This window comes from Variovorax paradoxus (genome assembly GCA_016806145.1).
Taxonomy (GTDB): domain Bacteria; phylum Pseudomonadota; class Gammaproteobacteria; order Burkholderiales; family Burkholderiaceae_C; genus Variovorax.
Window position 1 is genome coordinate 1,410,294 of sequence record CP063166.1, and the last position, 23,501, is coordinate 1,433,794.

A 23,501-nucleotide genomic window follows, 5' to 3' on the forward strand; every position below is an offset into this window, starting at 1 on the left:
GAAGTGCCAGTCACGGTGAGCCCTTCGCACCGGAGCCCTATGTTTAACCTTGGAGAAACTTGCAATGAAAAAATCTCTAGTTGCTCTGGCTGCCCTGGCTGTTGCCGGTGTTGCCTCGGCTCAATCGTCCGTGACGCTGTTCGGCGTGGTTGACGCTGCAGTCAGCGGCTATTCGACCAAGAGCAATCTGATCGTCGCCAACCCGTTCGCGATCCCCCCGTTCGGCGTTCCCGGCTCGCTGAAGCGCAGCCAGACCGCTCTGTCGAACTCGGGCTACAACTCCAGCCGCATCGGCTTCCGTGGTACGGAAGACCTCGGTGGTGGCCTGGCAGCCAGCTTCTGGCTCGAAGCCCCGATCACGAACGACGACGGCAAGGGTGGTATCTCCAACTTCGCTCGCCGCTCGACCGTGAGCCTGTCGGGTGGTTTCGGTGAAATTCGTCTGGGTCGTGACTACACCGCCACGTTCTGGAACGACACCGTGTTCGACCCCTTCGGCACCAACGGCGTGGGCTCCAGCGCGATCTTCCGCACCAGCGTGAACCTGGCTTCGGCCCACGGCGGTCAGCCGGCTGGCGTGTCGGCTTCGGACAGCTATGTTCGTACCAGCAACGCCATCGCTTACTTCCTGCCCCCGAACCTCGGCGGTTTCTACGGCCAGTTCCAGTACGCTCTGCATGAGAACGTCAAGTCGGACGAGCTGCTGAACAGCCCGAGCAAGCGCGGTCGTTACGTCGGCGGCCGCTTCGGCTACGCCAACGGTCCCCTGGACGTCGCTGTCGCCTACGGCATCGACACCAAGGACGGCGCTCCCCTGCCGGGCAACGCTGCTGGCTTCTCGAAGGACGAGCTGAAGACCTTCAACCTGGGCGCTTCGTACGACTTCGGTCCGGTCAAGCTGTTCGGTGAACTGTCGCAAGTCAAGGACTCGTACGACCGTAACCAGTCGGTCACGCTGCTCGGCCTGCCGTTCATCTACACCCAAGGTCTGTCGGACAAGTACAACGGCGCCCTCATCGGTGCTACGGTCCCCGTCGGTCCTGGCCTGATCCGCGCTTCGTACTCGCAAGTCAAGTTCAAGCCTGACAGCGCTCTGGTTCCGTTCAACTTCTACAACGACGGCAGCGCTCGCGCCAGCCAGTTCGCTGTTGGCTACGTGCACAACCTGTCGAAGCGTACGGCTCTGTACGCTACGCTGTCGCGCATCAGCATCAAGAACGGCCAGAACAACAGCATCCTCGGTCTGACGACCGGTGGTTCGCCTGGCTTCGGCACGATCGCTGGCCAAACGTACGCTCCGAAGAGCGCTACCGGCTACGACTTCGGTATCCGTCACGCTTTCTAATTTGACGCTGGCGCAAGCCAGCTTCGAATCGAAAGATCAAGAAGCCGCTCGACGCAAGTCGAGCGGCTTTTTTTCATGGGCATTCGATCGGCATCGGGCCCTGTCGAGTCAGCCTCGCGCCGCTCTCGAAAAGCACACGCGCACCAAGCGCGTGCACCCCGGGGGAACCCCCGTGCGGGCACGCAGTTTGCACTGCTAGCATGCCTGCTCTTTTTCAGAACTGAATGATTGCCTTCGTACTGCGCCGCCTGATCCAGGCCGTGATCGTGATGGTCGCGGTCGCGTTCATCGCCTTCCTTCTCTTCCAATACGTGGGCGACCCGGTCGTGTTCCTGCTGGGCCAGGACGCCCGCCCCGAGCAGATCCGCGAAATGCGCTCCGCGCTGGGGCTCGACCGTCCCTTCTTCGTGCAGTTCTGGCATTTCCTGGTGAATGCGGCGCAGGGCGAATTCGGCCTGAGCCTGCGCCAGGGCGCCAAGGTCTCGCGCCTGATCGGCGAGCGCTTCCCGGCCACGCTCGAACTGGCCCTGGTCGCCGCGCTGCTCGCGCTGCTGGTCGGCATCCCGATGGGCGTGTACACCGCGCTGCGCCGCGGCACCTTCATGAGCCAGGTCTTCATGACCGTCTCGCTGCTCGGCGTGTCGCTGCCCACCTTCCTGATCGGCATCCTGCTGATCCTGGTCTTCGCCGTCACGCTCGGCTGGTTCCCGAGCTTCGGCCGCGGCGACACCGTGCAGCTCGGCTGGTGGTCCACCGGCCTGCTCAAGTCCGATGGCTGGATGCACATCGTGCTGCCGGCGATCACGCTCGCGATCTTCCAGCTCACGCTGATCATGCGGCTGGTGCGCGCCGAGATGCTCGAGGTGCTGCGCACCGACTACATCAAGTTCGCGCGCGCACGCGGCCTCTCGAACCGCGCCATCCACTTCGGCCATGCGCTCAAGAACACGCTGGTGCCGGTGATGACCATCACCGGGCTGCAGCTCGGCGGCCTCATCGCCTTCGCGATCATCACCGAGTCGGTGTTCCAGTGGCCGGGCATGGGCCTGCTGTTCATCCAGGCCGTGACCTTCGCCGACATTCCCGTGATGGCCGCCTACCTGTGCCTGATCGCGCTGATCTTCGTCACCATCAACCTCATCGTGGACCTGCTGTATTTCGTGGTCGATCCACGGCTGCGCATCGGCAAGGCGGGAGGACACTGACATGAGCGCCACCCCCACCGCGGCCACCCCGCGTCTGCAGGCCAACGGCCGCGCCTTCGCCCACATCGCGAGCTTCTACCCCGAGATCGAGGCCTTCCGGCGCGACCTGCACGCGCATCCCGAACTGGGCTTCGAGGAGGTCTACACCTCGGGCCGCGTGCGCGAGGCGCTGCGTGCCTGCGGCGTCGACGAGATCCACGACGGCATCGGCAAGACCGGCGTGGTCGGCGTGATCCGCGGCCGTTCCACCGCCAGCGGCCGCATGATCGGCCTGCGCGCCGACATGGACGCGCTGCCGATGCGCGAGGACAACGACTTCGGCTGGCGCTCGTGCACCGAGGGCCTGATGCACGGCTGCGGCCACGACGGCCATACGGCCATGCTCGTGGGCGCGGCGCGCTACCTCGCCGAAACGCGCAACTTCGACGGCACCGCGGTGCTGATCTTCCAGCCCGGCGAAGAAGGCTACGCCGGCGCGCGCGTGATGATCGAGGACGGCCTGTTCGACCGCTTCCCGGTGCAGTCGGTCTATGCCATGCACAACTGGCCCGCGATGCCGGCCGGCACGGTCGGCATCAACCGCGGCGCGATGATGGCCGCGGCCGACCGCATCACGATCGAGATCAAGGGCAAGGGCGGCCATGGCGCGCACGCCTACCTCACGGTCGACCCCGTGGCCATCGCGGCGCACCTGATCACCGCGGTGCAGACCATCGTCTCGCGCAACGTGCGGCCCATCGACGCGGCCGTGATCAGCATCTGCGCGATGCAGGCCGGCGATCTCGGTGCCTTCAGCGTGGTGCCGGGCGAGGCCACGCTCGTGGGCACCGTGCGCACCTTCAGCGCGCGCGTGCAGGCGCAGGTCGAGCAGCGGCTCGGCGAGCTCTGCAAGTCCGTGGCCGCGGGCTTCGGCGCCACCGCCACGCTGAAGTACGAACGCATCTACCCGGCCACCATCAACACCGCGCCCGAGGCCATGTTCGCGGCCGACGTGGCCGAGTCGCTGGTCGGTGCCTCCAACGTCGATCGCAGCCTCGAACCCAGCATGGGCGCCGAAGATTTCTCGTTCATGCTGCAGAAGAAGGCCGGCGCCTACCTGCGCCTGGGCCAGGACGCGCGCCGCGGCGCCTTCCTGCACAACAGCCGCTACGACTTCAATGACGAGATCCTGCCGCTCGGCGCCGCGCTGCACGCGGGGCTGATCGAGCGGGGCATGCCGCTTGCCGCGACCCGCGGCGGGCAGCCGGAGAGAGCTGCCGCCACCGCGGCGCCTTGATTGTTTTGATCCCAACCCGAGGAGTGTTCCCCATGAGTCTCAGAAGAAATGTGGCCGCGGCCGCCGTCGTGTGCGCCCTGGGCGCCGTCAGCATGGTCGCCGGCGCGCAGACCATCCGCATCGCCAACCAGGGCGACGCGCTGTCGCTCGATCCGCACTCGCTCAACGAATCGCTGCAGCTCAGCGTGACGGCGAACGTCTACGAAACCCTCGTGGGCCGCAACAAGGACCTGAGCCTCGCGCCGCTTTTGGCCACCAGCTGGAAGCAGACCTCGCCCGACGTCTGGCGCTTCGAGCTGCGCAAGGGCGTGGTGTTCCATGACGGCACGCCGTTCACCGCCGACGACGTGGTGTTCAGCTTCGCGCGCGCGCAGGGCGACGGTTCCGACATGAAGGCCACGCTCAGCGAGATCAAGGCCGTGCGCAAGGTCGGCGAGCTCGCCGTCGAGATCGAGACCAACGGCCCGTTCCCGATCCTGCCCGACGTGATCTCGCTGACGATGATCATGAGCAAGAAATGGTGCGAGGAGAACCAGGCCACCAAGCCGGTCGACCGCCGCAAGGGCATCGAGAACACGGCCTCGTTCAAGGCCAACGGCACCGGCCCGTTCCGCGTGCGCGAGCGCCAGCCGAACGTGCGTACCGTGTTCACGCGCAACGGCACCTACTGGGGCAAGATCGACGGCAACGCGCAGGAGATCGTCTTCACGCCGATCGCCAACCCCGCCACCCGCGTGGCCGCGCTGGTCTCGGGCGAGGTCGACGTGATGGAGCCGGTGCCCGTGCAGGACATCGCGCGCATCAACGCCGCGCCCAACGCACGCGTCATCACCGGCCCCGAGCTGCGCACCATCTTCCTGGGCATGGACCAGAAGCGCGACGAACTGCAGTACTCGAACATCAAGGGCAAGAACCCGTTCAAGGACAAGCGCGTTCGCCAGGCCTTCTACCAGGCCATCGACATCGCCGGCATCCAGCGCACCGTGATGCGCGGCGCCTCGCGGCCCACCGGCCTGCTGGTCGGCCCCGGCATCAACGGCTGGACCGCCGAGCAGGACAAGCGCCTGCCCTTCGACGTCGAGGCCGCCAAGAAGCTGCTGACCGAGGCCGGCTATCCGAACGGCTTCGAGGTCTCGCTCAACTGCCCGAACGACCGCTACGTCAACGACGGACAGATCTGCCAGAGCGTGGCCGCCAACCTCGCGAAGATCGGCGTCAAGATCAACCTCGTGGCCGAGACCAAGGGCACCTACTTCCCGAAGATCCTGCGCCGCGACACCAGCTTCTACATGCTGGGCTGGACCCCGACCACCTACGACTCGCACAACGCGCTGAGCTCGCTGACCTCCTGCCCCGACGACAAGGGCACGGGCCAGTTCAACCTGGGCGCCTACTGCAATCCGAAGCTCGACGAGATCACGAAGAAGATCCAGTCCGAGAGCGACAAGGCCAAGCGCAACGAGCTGATCAAGGAAGCCTTCAAGATCCATGCGGACGACGTCGGCACGCTGCCGCTGCATCAGCAGTCGCTGGCCTGGGGCGTGAGCAAGAAGGTCGAGCTGGTGCAGCTGGCCGACAACTTCATGTATTTCAAGTGGATGAGCGTCAAGCCCTGACGCGGCCCTTGGCTGCTCCTGCGGCCTGACCCATGGGCCCGCTTCTTGCGGGCCCATTCCTTTTGCTTCCACGATGAAAAATAACCCCCACGCTCTCCTTGCTGCGCAAGGTCCGCTGCCCCCCGAGGGGGCCGCTTTTCCTCTTGGGGCGGCCCGGCGATGAAAAGAACCATAGCCCGCTGGTTCGACAGCGACGTCGGCTACAGCTTCCGCACCTCGCCGGTGGCGATCGTCGCGGCGCTGATCGCGCTGACCTGCCTGTTCTGCGCGGTGTTCGCCGGCTGGGTGTCGCCGCACAACCCCTTCGATCTCGCATCGCTCGAACTCGGCGACGCGCGCCTGCCGCCGGCCTGGACCACCGACGGTTCGGCCAAGTACCTGCTGGGCACCGACGACCAGGGTCGCGACATCCTCTCGGCCGTGATCTACGGCGCGCGCATCTCGCTGATCGTCGGCGTGGTGTCGGTGGTGCTGTCGGTCCTCGTCGGCGTCGTGCTGGGCCTCTTGGCCGGCTTCTTCGGCGGCTGGCTCGACACCTTCCTCATGCGGCTGTGCGACGTGATGCTGTCGTTCCCGCCGATCCTGGTCGCGCTGCTGATCGCCGGCGTGGGCCGCGCGCTGTTCCCGCACGCCAACGATTCGCTGGCCTTCGGCGTGCTCATCATCTCCATCTCGCTGACCGGCTGGGTGCAGTACGCGCGCACCGTGCGCGGCTCCACGCTGGTGGAGCGCAGCAAGGAGTACGTGCAGGCCGCGCGCGTCACCGGCGTCGCGCCGATCCGCATCATGCTGCGCCACGTGCTGCCCAACGTGCTCGGGCCGGTGATGGTGCTGGCCACGATCCAGGTCGCGACCGCGATCATCACCGAGGCCACGCTGTCCTTCCTCGGCGTCGGCGTGCCGCCGACCTCGCCCTCGCTGGGCACGCTCATCAGCATCGGCAACCAGTACCTGTTCTCGGGCGAGTGGTGGATCACCGTGTTCCCCGGCGCGATGCTGGTGCTGATCGCGCTCAGCGTGAACCTGCTGGGCGACTGGCTGCGCGATGCGCTCAACCCGCGGCTGCGCTGAAGAAGCGGGAGACACGCCATGACACTGCTACAGGTCAAGAACCTCGTCGTCGAATTCCCGAACCGCCGCGGCACCCTGCGCGCGCTCGACGACATCTCCTTCGACATCGCACCGGGCGAGATCCTCGGCGTGGTCGGCGAATCGGGTGCCGGCAAATCGCTCACGGGCGCCTCGATCATCGGCCTGCTCGAGCCGCCGGGCCGCGTGGCCGGCGGCCAGATCCTGCTCGAGGGCCAGCGCATCGACAACCTCGGCTTCGATGCCATGCGGCCGATCCGCGGCCGCAAGATCGGCGCGATCTTCCAGGACCCGCTGACCTCGCTGAACCCGCTCTACACGGTGGGCCGGCAGCTCATCGAGACCATCCGCACCCACCTGCCCGTGACCGAGTCGGAAGCGCGCAAGCGCGCCATCGGCCTGCTGCAGGACACCGGCATTCCCGCCGCCGAGCAACGCATCGACCACTTCCCGCACCAGTTCTCGGGCGGCATGCGCCAGCGCGTGGTGATCGCGCTCGCGCTCGCGGCCGAGCCCAAGCTGATCGTGGCCGACGAACCGACCACCGCGCTCGACGTGTCGATCCAGGCGCAGATCATCCAGTTGCTCAAGCGCATCTGCAAGGACCGCGGCGCGGCCGTGATGCTGATCACGCACGACATGGGCGTGATCGCCGAGACCTGCGACCGCGTGGCCGTGATGTATGCGGGCCGCATCGCCGAGATCGGCCCGGTGCACGAGGTGATCCACCAGGCGGCGCATCCCTACACCGCGGGCCTGATGGCCTCGATCCCCGACATGGCGAGCGACCGCGAGCGGCTGAACCAGATCGACGGCGCGATGCCGCGGCTCAATGCGATCCCCAAGGGCTGTGCCTACAACCCGCGCTGCCCGCGCACCTTCGCGCGCTGCCTCGAGGAGCGGCCCGAGCTGATGCACGCGGGCGCCACGCGTGCCGCCTGCTGGCTGCACGACGCCACCGATCCGCACACCGGCCAGGCCGAGATCGCGGCGAAGCATCACGATGCGCTCGCGGCCGGCGAACGCGCCACGCCCGAGGCGGCCGAACCGATCGTGGAGGTGACGCGATGAGCGCCGTGATCGAACCCGGCAAGGCCGGCGGCGGCGAGCCGCTCGTGGTCGCCCACGACCTCGCGCGCACCTTCGACGTCTCGCCGCCCTGGCTCAACCGCGTGCTCGAGCGCAAGCCGCGCGTGCTGCTGCATGCGGTGGACGGCGTGAGCTTCTCGATCGAGCGCGGCAAGACACTCGCGCTGGTCGGCGAATCGGGCTGCGGCAAGAGCACGGTCGCGCGCCTGCTCGTGGGCCTGTACGCGCCCACGCGCGGCGGGTTGCAGTTCGACGGCCAGGACGCGCACGCGGCCTTCAAGACCGCCGAGGGCCGCAAGCTGCGCCGGCGCATCCAGATGATCTTCCAGGACCCCTACGCGAGCCTCAACCCGCGCTGGATCGTCGAGGACATCATCGGCGAGCCGCTGCGCGAGCACGGCATCTTGAGCGACAAGGCCCAGCTGCGCGAACGCGTGGGCCAGCTGCTGCAGTCGGTGGGCCTGTCGCCGCTGGACATGAGCAAGTACCCGCACCAGTTCTCGGGCGGCCAGCGCCAGCGCATCTCGATCGCGCGCGCGCTGGCCACGCAGCCCGAGTTCCTGGTCTGCGACGAGCCCACCTCGGCGCTCGACGTGAGCGTGCAGGCGCAGGTGCTCAACATCATGAAGGACCTGCAGCGCGAGCAGGGCCTGACCTACCTGTTCATCTCGCACAACCTCGCGGTGGTGCGCCACGTGGCCGACCAGGTGGGCGTGATGTACCTGGGCCGGCTGGTGGAGGTGGCGGACAAGCAGAAGCTGTTCGCGACGCCGCAGCATCCGTACACGCGCATGCTGCTCGACGCGATCCCGCAGATGAAGCACACGGGGCGCGCGCGCACGCCGGTGCAGGGCGAGGTGCCGAACCCGCTCATTCCGCCCGCGGGCTGCGCCTTCCATCCGCGCTGCCCGCACGCGAATGCGCGTTGCTCGGCCGAGCGGCCGAAGCTCCAGAGCATCCGCGGCGTGCAGGTGGCCTGCCATGCGGCGGAGGAGGGGCGGATCTGAGGATCGGGCCCGGCGCGCAAAGATGTGCGCAAAGGCACAGCCCGGCGCGCCGCATCGCGGCACAGTGGCGCGGCCCCTTCCGCACCGCGCCATGCCCCTTCCGATGACCCCTCTTCCTTCCGACGCCGGCGCGCTGAGCGCGCTCGGCCGCCGTGGCTTCCTCATGGGCTCGGCGCTCGGCGCGACCGCCGTGCTGGGCGCGCTGGCCTCGGTCTCGCAGGCGGCGTCGGCCGCCGGCGACGCGCCCGCGCGGCGCATGCCGGTGATCTTCATCGGCCACGGCTCGCCGATGAATGCGCTGGCCGACAACGCGTTCACGCGCCGGCTCGCCGCCTGGGGCCATGAACTGCCGCGACCCACGGCCATCCTCAGCGTCTCCGCGCACTGGCTCAGCAGCGGCGCGACCGGCGTCGGCGTGCAGGCCCGGCCCCGGACCATCCACGATTTCGGCGGCTTTCCGCAGGCGCTGCACGAGATCGACTATCCGGCGCCCGGCCATCCCGCGCTCGCGCGCGACGCGGCCGCGGCGGTGAAGCAGTCGCCCGTGGTCGCCACCGAGCAATGGGGCCTGGACCACGGCACCTGGACCGTGCTCAGGCATCTCTATCCGAAGGCCGACGTGCCGGTGTTCCAGCTCAGCATTGACTACGACAAGCCCGCGGCCTTCCACTACGCGGTGGGCCGCGATCTCGCCACGCTGCGCGAGAAGGGCGTGCTGGTGATGGGCAGCGGCAACGTGGTGCACAACCTGCGCGCCACCGACCGCGGCACGCCCGACGGCCCGGCGGCGAGCCGGCCCTGGGCCCAGTCCTTCGACGATGCGGTGAAGGCCGCGCTGGCCGGCCGCGACGACCGCGCGCTGATCGGCTACGAGCGGCTCGCGGGGGCGTCGACCGCGGTGGCCACGCCCGATCATTACTTCCCGTTTCTCTACGCGCTCGGCGCCGCGGGCGCGGGCGAGCGCGCGAAGACGGTCTACGAGGGCTTCCAGTCGGGCACGCTCGGCATGCGCTGCGTGCAGTTCGGCTGAGTTACTGCTCCTCGCCCCACGAGAAGCCGTCGCGCGCGATCATCGCGCTCGACGCGCTCGGGCCCCAGGTGCCGGCCGCGTAGGGGCGCGGTCCGCCGTCGTTGGCCCAGCTGTCGATCAGCGGTTCGACCCAGCGCCATGCCTCCTCCTGCTCGTCGCTGCGCACGAACAGGTTGAGCCGGCCGTCGATCACGTCGAGCAGCAGCCGTTCGTAGGCGCCCACGCGCTCGGAACCGAAGCGCTTGTCGAAGTCGAGGTCGAGCTGCACCGGCGCGAGCTGCGCCGCGCTGTCCTGGCGGCCGTTGCTGCGGCGGTTGTCCTGCGCCTGCGCGAGCATGTGCAGCTCGAGCCCGTCCTTGGGCTGCAGGTTGATCACGAACTTGTTCGCGCTGCCGGCCGGCGCGCGAAAGATCGCGTGCGGCGTAGGGCGGAAGTTGACCTCGATGCGCGCGTCGCGCGAGGCCAGCCGCTTGCCGGTGCGGATGTAGAAGGGCACGCCGGCCCAGCGCCAGTTGGCGATCTCGGTGCGCAGCGCAACAAAGGTCTCGGTGCGGCTCTCGCGGTCGACGCCCGGTTCATCGCGATAGCCTTGCACGCGCTCGCCGTAGGCCGTGCCGGCCGTGTACTGGCCGCGCACCGTGTGCAGGCCCAGCGTCTCGGGCGTCCAGGGCTTGAGCGCGCGCAGCACCTTGAGCTTCTCGTCGCGGATCGCGTCGGCATGCGAGTTGATCGGCGGCTCCATGCCGATGGCGCACAGCAGCTGCAGCGCATGGTTCTGCACCATGTCGCGCAGCGCGCCCGTCTGGTCATAGAAGGCGCCGCGCTTCTCCACGCCGAGGTCTTCCGCGATCGTGATCTGGATGTTGGCGATGTGCTCGCGGCGCCAGATGGGTTCGAACAGCGCATTGCCGAAGCGCATCGCGAACAGGTTCTGCACCGAGGGCTTGCCGAGGTAGTGGTCGATGCGGAAGACCTGCTTCTCCTCGAGCACCTTGCCCACCGCGGCGTTGATCGCGCGGTTGGAGGCCAGGTCGTGGCCCAGCGGCTTCTCGAGCACGATGCGGGTGCGCGCGCCGTTGAGGCCGGCGGCCGCGATCTGCTCGACCACCTGCGTGAACAGGCCCGGCGCGGTGGCGACATACATCACGACCGTTTCGGCATCGCGCTGCTTGAGCAGCTCGGACAGGCGCGCATAGTCGTCGGGCTTCGACAGGTCCATGCGCAGGTAGTGCAGCATCGAGGCGAACTTCTGGAACTCCTCGGGCGAGGGCCGCTTGGCGCCCTCGACGGCATTGAAGCGCGACTGGATCAGCTCGCGGTACTGGTCGTCCGACAGGTTGTCCCGCGCCACGCCGACGATGCGCCCGTCCTTCGGAAGACTCCCGTGCCGGAAGGCCTGGAACAGAGCGGGCATCAGCTTGCGCCATGCGAGATCGCCGGTGCCGCCGAACAGAACGAGATCGAAGCTCATGGGGAACACTTTCCTTGGGTCTGAGGGGCGATAGCAGGCAATGCGCCGGTCCGCCTAATCGCGATGGTACTTGTACCGATTCCACGCACTTGTACTAAAGCTACGCTGCACCCACGGCCGGGAGGCCTTTTTTTATTGGACAAAGCGGAGAACTCCATGAAGAAGCTTTTTGTTGCGGCGGCGCTGCTGGGTGGATCGGCGATGGCATCGGCCCAGGGCACGGTCAACGTGATCTGCTCGGTGCAGGCCGAGTGGTGCAGCGTGATCTCGACCGTGTACGCGCGCACCACGGGCACGCGCATCAACATGGCGCTCAAGGGCTCGGGCGAGGCGCTGGCCCAGCTCATCGCCGAGAAGGACAACCCCAAGACCGACGTCTGGTTCGGCGGCACCGGCGACCCGCACCTGCAGGCGGCCGAGCAGGGCCTGACGCTCGAGTACAAGTCGCCCTCGCTGCCGCAGTTGCATCCCTGGGCCCAGCAGCAGGCGAAGCAGTCGGGCTACAAGACCGTGGGCATCTACTCGGGCCCGCTGGGCTTCGGCTACAACCCCGAACTGCTGGCCAAGAAGAAGCTGCCCGTGCCCAAGACCTGGGCCGACCTGCTCAAGCCCGAGTACAAGGGCGACATCCAGGTGGCCAACCCCGCCTCGAGCGGCACGGCCTACACCATGATCGCCACGCTGGTGCAGCTCATGGGCGAGGACAAGGCCTTCGAGTACCTCAAGGCGCTGCACCGGAATGTCGGCCAGTACACGCGCTCGGGCACCGGCCCGATCAAGGCCGTGGCGCGCGGCGAGACCGCGGTGTCGATCAGCTTCGTGCACGACGGCCCGGGCGAGAAGATGCAGGGCTTCCCGGTCGAGACCATCACGCCGAGCGACGGCACCGGCGCCGAGATCGGCTCGATGAGCATCATCAAGGGCGCGCGCAATCTCGAGGCCGCGAAGAAGTTCTACGAATGGGCGCTCACGCCCGCCGCGCAGGAGCTCGGCGCCGCCAACAAGCAGTTCCAGCTGCCGAGCAACGCCGCCGCCAAGCTCGACCCGCGCATTCCCGACTTCAAGAAGATCAAGTTCATCGACTACGACTACGCCAAGTACGGCGCCAGCGCCGAGCGCCGCCGCCTGATCGCGCGCTGGGAGAAGGACGTCAACTCGCTGCCGCGCTAAGTGGAAGCGCATTCCATCGGGGCCTCGCCCCGTGCGGCGGCCCCGCGCAATCCGGCGTCGGAGGCCGCGGCGCGGCGCACCCAGCGCTGGATCCGTGCCTGGGTGCTGCTGGGCTTCGCGGCCTACCTGCTGCTGCCCTGGTATGCGATCCAGGACGCGACCTGGTACGAGGCCATTCCGCAGGTCTTCGGCGGCGCCGAGGGCGCCAACGGTCTGATGCAGGTCGCCTTGCAGGGGCGCGTCTGGCTGTTCGTCGGGCTGGCGGGCCTCGCCGTCTGCGCCGTCGGCGCCTGGCTGCCGCCGGGCCGCGCGCAGGGCCGCTGGCTTTTGGCCGGCGGCGCGGGCGGTGCCCTCGGGCTCGCGCTCGCGGGCTTCGCGATCGGCGCGCGTGGCTGGGCTTTCGCGGCGCTCGAGGCGCGCTTCGGCGAGCTCGGCATCAACCAGTTCGGCATCGGCGCCGGCGGCTTCGTGGCGCTGTGCGCGCTGGTGCTGCTCGCGGCCTTCGGCATCGCGCGGCTCGGCCGCTTCAAGGGCGACCTGTTCGTGGCCGCCTCGGTGCTGGGCTGCGGCGTGCTGATGGCGCTGTTCATCGCCTACCCCGTGAGCCGCGCGCTGTCGGGCGCCTTCCTCGACGAGGACGGCCGCGTATCGATGGCCGCCTTCCTCGCGCGCGTCTTCACCGAACGCATCTGGGGCCTGGGCTGCCTCGCGGGCGGCGTGCGCTGCGGCGTGGCCTGGAACACGCTGGTGCTGGCGCTGCTCACGGCCGCGGGCACCACCTTCCTGGGCACGCTGATGGCGCTGATGGCCGAGCGCGGCAGCCGGCGCGGGCAGGGCGCGCTGCGGGTACTGGCGCTGCTGCCGATCATCACGCCGCCGTTCGTGGTGGGCCTCGGCCTGATCCTGCTGTTCGGCCGCGCGGGCATCGTCAACCAGGTGCTCGAGAGCGTGTTCGGCATCGAACCCACGCGCTGGTTCTACGGCATGCCCGGCGTGCTGGTGGCGCAGCTGTTCGCCTTCACGCCGATCGCCTTCATGATCATGCGCGGCGTGGTGCAGGGCATCGCGCCCAGCCTCGAGGAAGCCGCGCAGATGCTGCGCGCCGACCGGCGCCGCGCCTTCTTCACCATCACGCTGCCGCTGCTCAAGCCCGGGCTCGCCAATGCCTTCCTGGTGGGCTTTATCGAGAGCATCGCCGACTTCGGCAACCCGGTGGTGGTGGGCGGCCAGTTCTCGGTGCTGTCGACCGACATCTTCTTCGCCATCGTCGGAGCGCAGTACGACCAGGGCCGCGCGGCCTCGCTGGCCTGGGTGCTCACCCTGTTCGCGCTCGGCGTGTTCGCGCTGCAGCGTGGGCTGCTCGGCAAGCAGAACTACACCACCGTCAGCGGCAAGGGCGACGCCGGCATCCCGATGGCGCTGCCCGACGGCGTGCGCCGCACCATCCACGGCATCGCGCTGCCCTGGATCGCCTTCACCGCGGTGGTCTACCTGTTCGCCTTCGCGGGCGGCTTCGTGCAGACCTGGGGACGCGACTACAGCTTCACGCTGCAGCACTTCAAGACCGCGTTCGCGCTCGAATGGGGGCAGTTCGGGCTGGTGTGGGCCGGCACCGCGTGGAACTCGCTGCTGACCACGCTCAAGCTGGCCGGCATCTCGGCGCCGATCACCGCGGCGCTGGGCCTGCTGATCGCCTGGCTGCTGGCGCGCAACGAGTTCAAGGGGCAGGGCGCGTTCGAGTTCGGCGCGCTGCTGGCCTTCGCGATCCCGGGTACGGTGCTCGGCGTGAGCTACATCCTGGCCTTCAACGTGCCGCCGTTCGAGCTCACGGGCACCGGGCTCATCATCGTGCTGTGCTTCATGTTCCGCAACCTGCCGGTGGGCGTGCGCGCGGGCACCGCGGCCTTCAAGCAGCTCGACCGCTCGCTCGACGAGGCCTCGCTGATGCTGCGCGCCTCGACCTCGCAGACGCTGTTCAAGGTGGTGCTGCCGCTGCTCAAGCCGGCGCTGGTGGCGGCGCTGGTCTACAGCTTCGTGCGCGCGATGACGACCGTGAGCGCCGTGATCTTCCTGGTCACGGCCGAGAACGAACTGGCCACCACCTACATCATCGGCCGCGTCGGCAACGGCGACTACGGCATCGCGCTGGCCTACTGCACGGTGCTGATGATCCTGATGTCGCTCGCGATCGCGCTGGTGCAATGGGTGGTGGGCGAACGCAGGCTGGGACGGCGCGGCACGGCACCCGGGCACCAGGGGCATCACAAGATGGAGGGGCTGGCATGACGGGCATGACGAGCATGAGTACTGGGATCGAGTTTCGCGACGTCACCAAGCGCTACGGCGCCGACAGGAACGGGCCGCTCGCGGTCAAGGGCATCAGCTTCGAGGTGCCCGAGGGCACGCTGACCACCATCCTCGGCCCCTCGGGCTGCGGCAAGACCACCACCTTGCGCATGATCGCGGGGCTCGAGTCGCCGACCTCGGGCGCGATCTTCATGGGCGGGCGCGACGTCACCACGCTCGGGCCTGCCGAGCGCAACGTCAGCATGATGTTCCAGAGCTATGCGCTGTTTCCGCACATGGACGTGATCGGCAACGTGGGCTACGGCCTGCGCATGAGCGGCGTGAAGAAGGACGAGGCCACGGCGCGTGCGCGCGAGGCGCTGCGCGGCGTGGGCCTGGTGGGCTTCGACCAGCGGCTGCCCAGCGAGCTCTCGGGCGGCCAGCAGCAGCGCGTGGCGCTGGCGCGCGCGCTGGTGCTCGAGCCCGCGGTGCTGCTGTTCGACGAGCCGCTGTCGAACCTCGACGCGCGGCTGCGGCGCGAGATGCGCGAGGAGATCCGCTCGCTGCAGCAGCGGCTCAAGCTCACGGTGGCCTACGTCACCCACGACCAGAGCGAGGCGCTGGCCGTGAGCGACCAGATCATCGTGATGGACCACGGCGTGATCGCCCAGCGCGGCACGCCCGAGCAGCTCTACGGCCGGCCCGAGAGCGAGTTCGTCGCGGGCTTCATGGGCGAGGCGATGGTGTTCCCGGCCGTGGCCGGTGCCGACGGCGACGTCACGCTCGGGCCGCTGCGGCTGCGGCCGCGCCATGCGGTGGCGCCGGGCGCGGTCAAGGTCGCGGTGCGGCCCGAGGCCTGGCGCATCGGCGAGGCCTCGGCGGCCGACACCGGCCTGCCGGCCACGCTGAAGAAGGTGGCCTACCTCGGCAGCTTCTACGAGTACGGTTTCGACACGCCGCTGGGCGCGGTCTTCGTGGTCTCGACCGACCTGTCGAACCCGCTGGCCGCGGGTGCGCAGACCCGGCTCTCGCTGGGGGCGCATGGCGTCAGCGTGGTGTAGCGCGCGCATGGAACAATGGCGCCATGAACGTGGTTTTCGATCTTGGCGCCGTGCTCTTCACCTGGGAGCCCACACGGCTGGTCCAGGCCCATCTGGCGGAGCATGCGCCCACTGAATCCGCCGCCGCGGCCCTGGGCCGCGCGCTTTTCCATCATGACGACTGGACCAGCTTCGATTGCGGCACCCGCACGCTCGAGGAATCCGTCGCGCGCATGGCGGCGCGTCTCGCGCTGCCGGCCGACCGCCTGCTGGCCATGCTCGACGGACTCGGCGAACGGCTGGCGCCGATCGATGTCACGGTGGCGCTGCTCGAGGAGCTGTTCGAGCGCCGCGAGGCCGGCGAGCCGCTGAAGCTCTACTACCTCTCGAACATGCCCGCGCCCTATGCGCGCGCGATCGTGGCGCGCCACGGCTTCATGCGGCGTTTCGACGGCGGCGTGTTCTCGGGCGACGTGAAGTTCCTGAAGCCCCATCGCGAGATCTACGAACTGCTCGCGGTGCGCCATGCGCTGGCGGCGGAGCAGACGGTGTTCATCGACGATTCGGCGCCCAACGTGGAAGCCGCGCGCGCCTTCGGCTGGCACGCGATCCACTGCACCGCGCCGGCCACGCTCGCGACCCAGCTCTCGCGCTACCTGCCGGTGCGCTCGACCTTGTCGATGTCGAAGCCCAGGCTGCCCGCGTAGTCGAGCTCGGCCTGCAGGGTCGCGTCGTCCAGGCAGGGCGCGCGCGACAGCACCCACAGGTACTCGCGGTTCGGCGTGCCGACCAGCGCCACCTGGTAGTCGCGGTCCAGCTTCAGGATCCAGTAGTCGCCCCACACCACCGGCAGCCAGGCCAGCCACGAGGGCGCGAAGCGCACCTCGAGCCGGCCCGCGCCGGGCTGGCCCGCCACCGGCACCACGCGCGCGGTGCCCAGCGATTCCTCGAAATTGCCGTCGGCGCGCTCGCAGCGGTTGAGCACCTCGATCGTGCCGTCAGGGCGCGGCGTGTACTGGGCCGTGACCGGGCCGGCGCAGGATTTCTGGAAGCGGTTGGGCAGCCGCGCCTGTTCATGCCACAGGCCGGCGTAGCGGTGCAGGTCCACGGGTGCCACCACCTGCAGCGGCGCGCGCATCAGCGGCGCGCCATCGGCCGGACCGGCCAGCCGCACGCGCGAGCGGCGCGCGGCATCCAGCGCGAGCCAGGCCGCCGCGCCGCCGATCACGAAGGCCGTGGCCAGCGTGCCGATGGCGGCGCTGGTGCGGCGGTCGTCGAAGGGGGCGAGGTCGGTGGAGGCTGCGGGAGGAAGTCTGCGCTGCATGTAGGGGGCTCCTGGGTCGGGACGGGACGGCGAATCCGACGATTCGCGAAGGAAGGACTCCGCAGCCTAGGCGCGCTCGCGGGTGCTCGCCGTCAGCCGTGGACCACAGCGCCTGTAGGGCGGCATGGGGCCGAAACCCTGCTGGCCGCATGTTGTTCGCGCCGTCATGGAACCGGGTGCCAAGCCGTGCTACGGTGCGCATGAAAGCATCGGCCCGCATGCACCAGCGTGCAGGCCCTGTCGCCATCACCGCAACATAATCATTGCCATGAACCAACTCGATGCACTCCGTCAATGGACCACCGTGGTCGCCGACACCGGCGACTTCAAGCAGCTCAGCGCCTCCAAGCCGCAGGACGCGACCACCAATCCGTCGCTGATCCTCAAGGCGGTGCAGAAGGCCGAGTACCGGCCGCTGCTCGACGAGGGCGTGAAGAAGCATGCGGGCAAGCCGCTCGACGAAGTCATCGACCGCCTGCTGGTGCGCTTCGGCACCGAGATCCTTTCGATCATCCCGGGCCGCGTCTCCACCGAGGTCGATGCGCGTCTGTCCTTCGACACCGCCGCCACCGTGGCGCGCGGCGAGCGCATCACGGCGCTCTACAAGGCCGAGGGCATCGACACCGAGAAGCGGCTGCTGATCAAGGTCGCCTCCACCTGGGAAGGCATCGAGGCCGCGCGCCAGCTCGAGAGCAAGGGCATCCGCACCAACCTCACGCTGCTGTTCTCGTTCGCGCAGGCCGTGGCCTGCGGCGCGGCCGGCGTGCAGCTGATCTCGCCCTTCGTCGGCCGCATCTACGACTGGTACAAGAAGTCCGAGGGCGCCAAGTGGGACGAGGCCGCCAATGCCGGCGCCAACGACCCCGGCGTGAAGTCGGTGCGCCAGATCTTCGAGTACTACAAGGCCAACGGCATCAAGACCGAGGTGATGGGCGCGAGCTTCCGCAACGTGGGCCAGATCAAGGCGCTCGCCGGCTGCGACCTGCTGACCATCAGCCCCGAACTGCTGGCCGAACTGGCCGCGAGCAACGAGCCGCTCGAGCATGCGCTCGACGCCAAGGCCGCCGCCAAGGGCAAGGCCGAGAAGATCGCCTACGACGAGGCCGGCTTCCGCTTCGCGCTCAACGAGGACGCGATGGCCACCGAGAAGCTCGCCGAGGGCATCCGCGCCTTCGCGGCCGACGCGATCAAGCTCGAGAAGCTGATGCAGGAAAGCGGCCGCTGATCATGGCGACCCCGCTTCGCTGCGACCGCGCGCCGGCCTGGGCGCAGCTGCAGTCCTATTTCGAGACCGCGGGCCGCCAGTTCGACCTGCGCCATGCCTTCGTCGACGACGCCGAGCGCTTCGCGCGCTTCAGCCAGGAGGCGCCGCACCTGTTCGCCGACCTGTCGAAGAACCTGCTCGACACGCGCGTGGAGGAGCTGCTGTTCGCGCTCGCGCGCGAGTGCGGCCTCGAGGCGCACCGCGATGCGATGTTCGCGGGCGAGCACATCAACAACACCGAAGACCGCGCGGTGCTGCACACGCTGCTGCGCGCGCCGGCCGATGCCACGGCCGGCAAGACCGCGGCGCAGCTGCGCGAGGTGCACGAAACGCTCGACGCCATGCTCGCCTACGCCGAGAAGGTGCGCGGCGACCACACCATCACCGACGTGGTCAACATCGGCATCGGCGGCTCCGACCTCGGTCCGCAGATGGCGGTGCTGGCGCTCGCGGAGTTCGCGGCGCCGGGCAAGCACTTCCACTTCGTCTCGAACGTCGACGGCCACGAGCTCGACGGCGTGCTCGAGGGCCTCGCGCCCGAGCACACGCTGTTCCTGATCGCCTCGAAGACCTTCACCACGGCCGAGACGATGACCAACGCGCAGTCCGCGAAGCGCTGGTACGAGCAGTCGGGCGGCAACGACATCGCGGGCCACTTCGCGGCGCTCACCACCAACGTGGAAGCGGCCAACAAGTTCGGCATCGAGACCACCTTCGGCTTCTGGGACTGGGTGGGCGGGCGCTATTCGCTGTGGTCGGCCATCGGCCTGCCGATCGCGCTGGCCATCGGCGCCGAGGGCTTCCGTCGGCTGCTCGCGGGCGCGCATGCGATGGACGAGCACTTCCGCACCGCGTCGCTCGCGAAGAACCTGCCGATGCGCCTGGGCCTGCTCGACGTCTGGTATCGCAACTTCCACCGCTTCACGAGCCGCTGCATCGCGCCGTATCACAGCGCACTGAAGCGGCTGCCGGCCTACCTGCAGCAGCTCGAGATGGAGAGCAACGGCAAGCAGGTCGACGCGACCGGTGCCGCGCTGCCGCCGGGCCTGGGCACTTCGCCCGTGCTCTGGGGCGAGCCGGGCACCAACGGCCAGCATGCCTACTTCCAGATGCTGCACCAGGGCACCGACGTGATCCCGCTGGAGTTCCTCGCGGTGCGCGATGCCTCGCACGACCTCGAGGGCCACCATCCGAAGCTGCTGGCCAACGCGCTCGCGCAGGCGCAGGCGCTGATGGTGGGCAAGCTCGACGCGGGCGGCCACAAGAACTTCCCGGGCAACCGACCCAGCAGCTTCTTCGTGTTCGAGAAGCTCACGCCCGAGGCGCTCGGCGCCTTCATCGCGCTGTACGAGCACCGCGTGTTCACCAGCGGCGCGCTGTGGGGCATCAACAGCTTCGACCAGTGGGGCGTGGAGCTCGGCAAGGTGCTCGCGAAGGACATCGAGCCGCGTCTCGCCTCGGGCGACATCACCGGGCTCGATGCCTCGACCGCGGGGCTGCTGCAGCGCCTGAGTCCGCCCGCGCAGTGAGCGCTTGGCCGTTCGAAGTACGCCATTCGTTGCCATTGCCGTTGCAGAAGGCGCCGATATGATGGCCCCGGGAAATTTCCCGGGGACCTCAAGAGGAGCCGAGCAAAATGGATTTTCAAACAGCGGTCAAGACCTGCTTTCAGAAGTACACGGATTTCAGTGGGCGCGCCTCGCGCTCCGAGTTCTGGTGGTTCATATTGGCCGAGGTGGTCGTGCTGATCGTCGCCAGCCTCATCCACCAGATCGTCTACCTGGTCGCCGCGCTGGGCTTCCTGCTGCCCGTGCTGGCCGCGGGCTCGCGCCGCCTGCACGACATCGGCAAGAGCGGCTGGTTCCAGCTGCTGATGATCATTCCGCTGATCAACCTCGTGCTGATCTATTTCTTCGTGCAGCCCAGCCAGCCCGAGGCCAATGCCTACGGCCAGCCGCCGGGTGCCTGAAGACCCCGGGACACGCAGAACAACGATTCGACAGGGCCGCGCATGCGGCCCTTTTTTATGGCGGCCGACTCAGGCCTCGGCCGTCGCGGCCGCGCGCACCGGCGCACCGCTGGCCATGCGCAGGCATAGGTCGAAGGCCTGCTGCAGGCCCTCGATCTGCGCGATGCCCTGGCCCGCGATGTCGAAGGCGCTGCCGCTGGCCGAGGTGGCCACGGGCACGGGCAGGCCGCCGTGCAGGGTCACGCCCTGCTCGAAGCCCATGAGCTTCATCGCGATCTGGCCCTGGTCGTGGTACATCGAGACCACCGCGTCGACGTCGCCGCGCCGCGCGCCGATGAACACCGTGTCGGGCGAGAACGGGCCGCGCGCGTCGTAGCCCTCGGCGCGCAGCTTTTCGATGGCCGGGCCGATGATCTCGATCTCCTCCATGCCGATCGAGCCGCCGTCGCCGGCATGCGGGTTGAGCCCCGAGACCGCGATGCGCGGCTGCGCCACGCCCGACTGGCGCAGCGCCGCGGCGATGATCTTCACCGCGTCGCGCACGCCTTCACCGGTGATGTGGCTCGCCACGTCCTTCAGCGGAATGTGCGAGGTCACGCGCGAGGTCCACAGCGCCCCCGTGAGGTTGAACTCGCAGACGAAGCCCGGCACCGCGAAGCGCGCCTGCATGTAGCGCAGCTCGTCCTCGTGCATCAGGCCGCCCAGGCGCAGCGAATGCTTGTTGAGCGGCGCGAACAGGATCGCGTCGACCTGGCCGCGGCGCACGGCCGCGGTCGCGAGCTCGAGCGCCTCGAAGGAGGCACGGCCCGAGGCCTCGTTCGATTCGCCGAGCACCGGCTCGGCACCGTCCATCCAGTCGCAGGCCAGCAGCGAGGGCCGGCCGTCCTCGAAGCGCAGCGTGTCGAGGCTCTCGGCCGCGAGCGGATCGAGCTTCGCGCCGGCGATGCGCTCGCCCGCGGCCAGCACCACCGGGTCGGCGATCAGCAGCACGCGCGCGGCGTCGAGGTTGCGCTGGCGCGCGAGCAGCTTGACCGCCATCTCGGGGCCGACCCCGCTGGGGTCGCCGAGCAGCACGGCGATACGGGGCTTGGCGGAGGTCACGGTCGGAATCTTCGAAGGAGTGGACATGGCGATCGTCGGTGGAGAAAAAGCGAGGGACGGCCTCATTCGGCCTTGATGTTGGCGGCGCGCACGAGCTGGCCGTAGTGCTCGAACTCCTGCCGGTTCATGGCCGCGAAGGGTTCGCCGATCAGGTTGCCGGGCTCGCCGCCCAGGGCCTTGATGCGGGCCTGCACGTCGGGCAGCTGCAGGCTGCGCGCCAGCTCGGCGCTCAGGCGCTCGACGGCCGGGCGCGGTGTGCCGGCCGTCACGTAGAGGCCGTACCAGGTCGAGACGTCGGCGCCCTTGACGCCCTGTTCGGCCAGCGTGGGCACGTCGGGCAGTTCGGGCGAGCGCTGCGGCGCGCTCACGGCCAGCGCGCGGAACTTGCCGGCCTTGATCTGGCCCATGGCCGAGGAGGTGCTGTCGAACATCATCTCGACCTCGCCCGAGATGATGTCGATGTGCGCCTGCGAGCTGCCCTTGTAGGGCACGTGCACCGACTTCATGCCGGTGGCCAGGTTGAAGGCCTCGCCGCCCACGTGCTGGGTGCTGCCGATGCCCGAGGAGGCGTACTTGAAACCGCCGGGCTTGGCCGCCATCGCGGCCAGCAGGTCCTTCACCGACTTGTAGGGCGAGCTGGCCGACACCACCAGCACGTTGGGCATCACGGCCACCAGGCCCAGCGGCTGCAGGTCTTTCAGCGGGTCGTACTTGAGCTTGAGGATGTGCGGCGCCACCGCCTGCGCGGTGTTGGTGGCCAGGAGCAGCGTGGCGCCGTCGGCCGGCGCGCGTGCCGTGAGCTCGCCCGCGATGGTGTTGGAGGCACCGGGCCGGTTCTCGACCACCACCGGCTGCTTGAGCGCGGGCGAGAGCTTGTCGGCCAGCACGCGCGCGAGGATGTCGGTGCCGCCGCCCGGCGAGGCGCCGACCATGATGCGCAGCGGCTTGTCGGGGTAGGCGGGCGCGGTCTGGGCGGCGGCGAGGCCGCAGGCCAGCACGAGCGTGGCGGCGAAGGCGCCGGCGCAGCGCTGCCGGAAGGCCGGGGAAAAGGGGCGCATCGGGGTTGTCTCCTGCTTGTTGGTCTTGGACGCCATTGCTTTCCATGCATGGCGAGGCTGCAGGTTAGGCCGTTCGCTCCTCGCGATCCAATCGAAATTGGCGGGGTCTCCATATACTTTTGGTGATGACCGTCCAGAAAACATCGCCCGATGCCTCGCTGATGCTGCAGGTGCGCCCGCGCCAATTGCTGCTGCTGGTGCGCCTCGACGCCCACCGCCACCTGGGCCGCGCGGCCGAGGCCATGAACATCAGCCAGCCCGCGGCCACCAAGCTGCTGCAGCAGCTCGAGGATTCGCTCGGCGAGAAGCTGTTCGAGCGGCTGGCGCGCGGCATGGAGCCCACGCCCTACGGCGAGATCCTGGTGCGCTACGCCCACCGCGTGGTCAGCGACTTCGGCAGCGCGCGCGAGGAGATGCTGGCGCTGCGCTCCGGCCTCAGCGGCGCGCTGCGCGTGGGCAGCGTGCCGGGCGCGGTGCCCGAGCTGCTGGCGCCGGCGCTGGTCGAGTACCGCCGGCGCCATCCGCAGGTGGCGGTGTCGGTGGTGGTCGAGACCAGCGACGTGATGCAGGCCCAGCTCGAGCAGGGCGAGGTCGACCTGGTGCTGGGCCGGCTCACCGACGGGCACGACGAGTCGCGCTACGCCAGCGTGCCGCTGCTCGGCGAATCGCAGGTGGTGGTGGTGCGCGGCGGCCATCCGGCCTTCGAGCGCGAGGGACTCACGCTGGCCGACCTGGCGGCCTGGCAATGGGTGCTGCAGCCCCCGGGCTCGCCGCAGCGCGGGCGCTTCGAGGCCGCCATGCGCGAGGCCGGCGTGCAGGCGCGGCTCGACATCCTCGAAACGGCCTCGCCGATCGCCATCACCGCGCTGCTCGAGAGCTCGGACATGGCGGCCGTCATGCCCGCCTCGCAGGCCCGGCACTACGCGCGGCTGGGCCTGCTGCGGGTGGTGCCGATCGAGTTGCCGGTGCGCGTGCCGCCGATCTGCCTGGTCACGCGCGAGGACCGGGCGCTCTCGCCCGCGGCGGCCCAGTTCCGGCGGCAGCTGCTGGGCACCGGTTGAACGCTTTGGATTGCCTGCGGCACATGCTGTATTGCGTTGACTAGGGAATTCACTAGCCAATCGGTGCATGAAAGTACTGTCGTTGACATTCGAAGTACCA

The 23,501-nt window shown here is 68.9% G+C and carries 20 protein-coding genes; 16 read left to right on the top strand and 4 right to left on the bottom strand.

Annotation, left to right across the window (positions count from 1 at the left end; all coding sequences use genetic code 11):
• Positions 1 to 64 precede the first annotated feature (64 nt).
• The 8 genes from INQ48_06475 (at position 65) to ygiD (ending at position 9,657) form a co-directional block, all read left to right on the top strand.
• Complete coding sequence (locus tag INQ48_06475; protein ID QRF58879.1) at positions 65 to 1,345, top strand: porin; 1,281 nt, start codon at positions 65 to 67, stop codon at positions 1,343 to 1,345.
• A gap of 224 nt (positions 1,346 to 1,569) precedes the next feature.
• The gene (locus tag INQ48_06480; GenBank protein ID QRF58880.1) at positions 1,570 to 2,550 is read left to right on the top strand and encodes an ABC transporter permease; all 981 of its coding nucleotides are present in this window, start codon (positions 1,570 to 1,572) and stop codon (positions 2,548 to 2,550) included.
• Between the two features lies 1 nt (position 2,551).
• The gene (locus tag INQ48_06485) at positions 2,552 to 3,826 is read left to right on the top strand and encodes an amidohydrolase (GenBank protein ID QRF58881.1); all 1,275 of its coding nucleotides are present in this window, start codon (positions 2,552 to 2,554) and stop codon (positions 3,824 to 3,826) included.
• A gap of 32 nt (positions 3,827 to 3,858) precedes the next feature.
• A complete protein-coding gene (locus INQ48_06490; GenBank protein ID QRF58882.1) occupies positions 3,859 to 5,442 on the top strand; it encodes an ABC transporter substrate-binding protein in 1,584 nt (527 codons plus the stop codon).
• 159 nt (positions 5,443 to 5,601) lie between these two features.
• Positions 5,602 to 6,513, top strand: a complete 912-nt coding sequence (locus INQ48_06495; protein ID QRF58883.1) for an ABC transporter permease — start codon at positions 5,602 to 5,604, stop codon at positions 6,511 to 6,513.
• A gap of 18 nt (positions 6,514 to 6,531) precedes the next feature.
• Entirely contained in the window at positions 6,532 to 7,602 is a 1,071-nt protein-coding gene (locus INQ48_06500; GenBank protein ID QRF58884.1) for an ABC transporter ATP-binding protein, read from the top strand.
• Positions 7,599 to 8,627 carry a dipeptide ABC transporter ATP-binding protein gene (locus INQ48_06505; protein ID QRF58885.1) on the top strand — a complete coding sequence of 343 codons (1,029 nt, stop codon included), beginning with the start codon at positions 7,599 to 7,601 and terminating at the stop codon, positions 8,625 to 8,627. The genes INQ48_06500 and INQ48_06505 overlap by 4 nt, the downstream gene beginning before the upstream one ends.
• A gap of 163 nt (positions 8,628 to 8,790) precedes the next feature.
• On the top strand, positions 8,791 to 9,657 hold the full coding sequence (gene ygiD, locus INQ48_06510) for a 4,5-DOPA dioxygenase extradiol (GenBank protein QRF60638.1): 867 nt from the start codon (positions 8,791 to 8,793) through the stop codon (positions 9,655 to 9,657).
• A 1-nt stretch (position 9,658) separates the two neighbouring features.
• Here the strand turns inward: ygiD and zwf are convergent, their stop codons facing one another.
• The gene (gene zwf, locus INQ48_06515; GenBank protein ID QRF58886.1) at positions 9,659 to 11,128 is read right to left on the bottom strand and encodes a glucose-6-phosphate dehydrogenase; all 1,470 of its coding nucleotides are present in this window, start codon (positions 11,126 to 11,128) and stop codon (positions 9,659 to 9,661) included.
• Between the two features lie 156 nt (positions 11,129 to 11,284).
• Here zwf and INQ48_06520 point away from each other — a divergent pair, with 156 nt between their 5' ends.
• From INQ48_06520 to INQ48_06535, 4 genes are read left to right on the top strand one after another with little or no spacing between them, the layout of a single operon-like run.
• On the top strand, positions 11,285 to 12,298 hold the full coding sequence (locus INQ48_06520; GenBank protein QRF58887.1) for an ABC transporter substrate-binding protein: 1,014 nt from the start codon (positions 11,285 to 11,287) through the stop codon (positions 12,296 to 12,298).
• Between the two features lie 15 nt (positions 12,299 to 12,313).
• Positions 12,314 to 14,584, top strand: coding sequence for an iron ABC transporter permease (locus tag INQ48_06525; GenBank protein QRF60639.1), 2,271 nt, complete (start codon positions 12,314 to 12,316; stop codon positions 14,582 to 14,584).
• A gap of 14 nt (positions 14,585 to 14,598) precedes the next feature.
• Positions 14,599 to 15,645: an ABC transporter ATP-binding protein gene (locus tag INQ48_06530; GenBank protein QRF60640.1), complete on the top strand. Its 1,047-nt coding sequence runs from the start codon at positions 14,599 to 14,601 to the stop codon at positions 15,643 to 15,645.
• Positions 15,646 to 15,668: 23 nt separating this feature from the next.
• A complete protein-coding gene (locus INQ48_06535; GenBank protein ID QRF58888.1) occupies positions 15,669 to 16,331 on the top strand; it encodes an HAD family phosphatase in 663 nt (220 codons plus the stop codon).
• On the opposite strand, the gene INQ48_06540 is transcribed toward INQ48_06535, so the two are convergent.
• Complete coding sequence (locus tag INQ48_06540; protein QRF58889.1) at positions 16,277 to 16,948, bottom strand: lipocalin family protein; 672 nt, start codon at positions 16,946 to 16,948, stop codon at positions 16,277 to 16,279. The genes INQ48_06535 and INQ48_06540 overlap by 55 nt on opposite strands.
• Positions 16,949 to 17,216: 268 nt before the next feature.
• Here INQ48_06540 and tal point away from each other — a divergent pair, with 268 nt between their 5' ends.
• From tal to INQ48_06555, 3 genes are all read left to right on the top strand, one after another.
• Positions 17,217 to 18,173, top strand: a complete 957-nt coding sequence (gene tal / locus INQ48_06545) for a transaldolase (protein QRF58890.1) — start codon at positions 17,217 to 17,219, stop codon at positions 18,171 to 18,173.
• Positions 18,174 to 18,175: 2 nt separating this feature from the next.
• A complete protein-coding gene (pgi, locus tag INQ48_06550; GenBank protein ID QRF58891.1) occupies positions 18,176 to 19,741 on the top strand; it encodes a glucose-6-phosphate isomerase in 1,566 nt (521 codons plus the stop codon).
• A 107-nt stretch (positions 19,742 to 19,848) separates the two neighbouring features.
• The gene (locus INQ48_06555) at positions 19,849 to 20,181 is read left to right on the top strand and encodes a DUF805 domain-containing protein (GenBank protein ID QRF58892.1); all 333 of its coding nucleotides are present in this window, start codon (positions 19,849 to 19,851) and stop codon (positions 20,179 to 20,181) included.
• 69 nt (positions 20,182 to 20,250) lie between these two features.
• Here INQ48_06555 and INQ48_06560 read toward each other — a convergent pair whose 3' ends face one another.
• Positions 20,251 to 21,309, bottom strand: a complete 1,059-nt coding sequence (locus INQ48_06560) for a 4-hydroxythreonine-4-phosphate dehydrogenase PdxA (protein QRF58893.1) — start codon at positions 21,307 to 21,309, stop codon at positions 20,251 to 20,253.
• Between the two features lie 35 nt (positions 21,310 to 21,344).
• A complete protein-coding gene (locus INQ48_06565) occupies positions 21,345 to 22,340 on the bottom strand; it encodes a tripartite tricarboxylate transporter substrate binding protein (protein ID QRF58894.1) in 996 nt (331 codons plus the stop codon).
• 161 nt (positions 22,341 to 22,501) lie between these two features.
• Here INQ48_06565 and INQ48_06570 point away from each other — a divergent pair, with 161 nt between their 5' ends.
• The gene (locus INQ48_06570; protein QRF60641.1) at positions 22,502 to 23,401 is read left to right on the top strand and encodes a LysR family transcriptional regulator; all 900 of its coding nucleotides are present in this window, start codon (positions 22,502 to 22,504) and stop codon (positions 23,399 to 23,401) included.
• The last annotated feature ends 100 nt before the right edge of the window (positions 23,402 to 23,501 follow it).